Source organism: Marinitenerispora sediminis (assembly GCF_003336425.1).
In the GTDB taxonomy this organism is placed as follows: domain Bacteria; phylum Actinomycetota; class Actinomycetes; order Streptosporangiales; family Streptosporangiaceae; genus Marinitenerispora; species Marinitenerispora sediminis.
This window is the reverse complement of sequence record NZ_QEIO01000327.1, coordinates 1-810: the sequence shown is the minus strand read 5'-3', so window position 1 is coordinate 810 and position 810 is coordinate 1. Positions and strand designations below refer to the sequence as shown.

Sequence of the window (810 nt, the reverse complement as noted above, 5' to 3'; positions counted from 1 at the left end):
CGGCGGCGGTTCACGGCCGCTCCCGGTCGGGGGGTTCGGCGGTGATGGTGCGGCGGGGGACGTAGAGGTTGGGGTCGCTGGTGCTCACGGCGCGCAGGGCGGCGGCGTGCGCGGCGAAGTCGGGGTGGGTGAGGGCGGCGTGGAAGGAGCGGGCGTCGCGCCAGCGGGCGATGTTGAGGTAGCTGTCGGGTTTGTCGGCGTGCCGCGACAGGGTGGACTGGAGGAATCCGGGCTGGCGGCGCAGGAATTGCGCGGTGGTGTCGAATGCGCGCTCGAATTCCTCGGGTGAGGTGTGCAGGGTGAATCTGTTGACGAAGACGACCGTCGCGTTTTCTGCGGTATTGAGCTCATGATCCGACATTTCAGTGGTCTCCCTGTTGTCTGCGGACAATGACCCCAGCTACCCCGGCTTTTGTCGAATGTGCCGGGAGGCTCTCGTAGTCGGCTAGAAGACCGCTGAAACGCCCCGCGGATCGGGTCCGCGGGGCGTTGACGTGCGCCGGATCGTGGGCGCGTGGTGCGCTGGAGGGGGTCAGTCCAGGCCGAAGGGCCGGCCGATGTTGAGCTGCCAGGCGCGGCGCAGGGTCCACGTCTGCATGGCGAGGTCCCATCCGTCGACGTCGCCGGCCTGGTAGACGAGGGTCTCGGCGCCGTTGGCGCGGGGCAGTGCCCGTCCGGCCATGATGTCGGCGAGGGTGGCCTGCGGGGGGTCGGCGGCGGTTCACGGCCGCTCCCGGTCGGGGGGTTCGGCGGTGATGGTGCGGCGGGGGACGTAGAGGTTGGGGTCGCTGGTGCTCACGGCGCGCAGGG

General features: G+C 70.2%; 2 protein-coding genes. Both read right to left on the bottom strand.

What is annotated here, in order from left to right:
• Positions 1 to 10: 10 nt before the first annotated feature.
• Positions 11 to 361, bottom strand: coding sequence for an antibiotic biosynthesis monooxygenase family protein (locus DEF28_RS26620; RefSeq protein ID WP_114400926.1), 351 nt, complete (start codon positions 359 to 361; stop codon positions 11 to 13).
• 171 nt (positions 362 to 532) lie between these two features.
• A complete protein-coding gene (locus DEF28_RS27810; protein ID WP_158562930.1) occupies positions 533 to 682 on the bottom strand; it encodes a hypothetical protein in 150 nt (49 codons plus the stop codon).
• Positions 683 to 810: the final 128 nt, after the last annotated feature.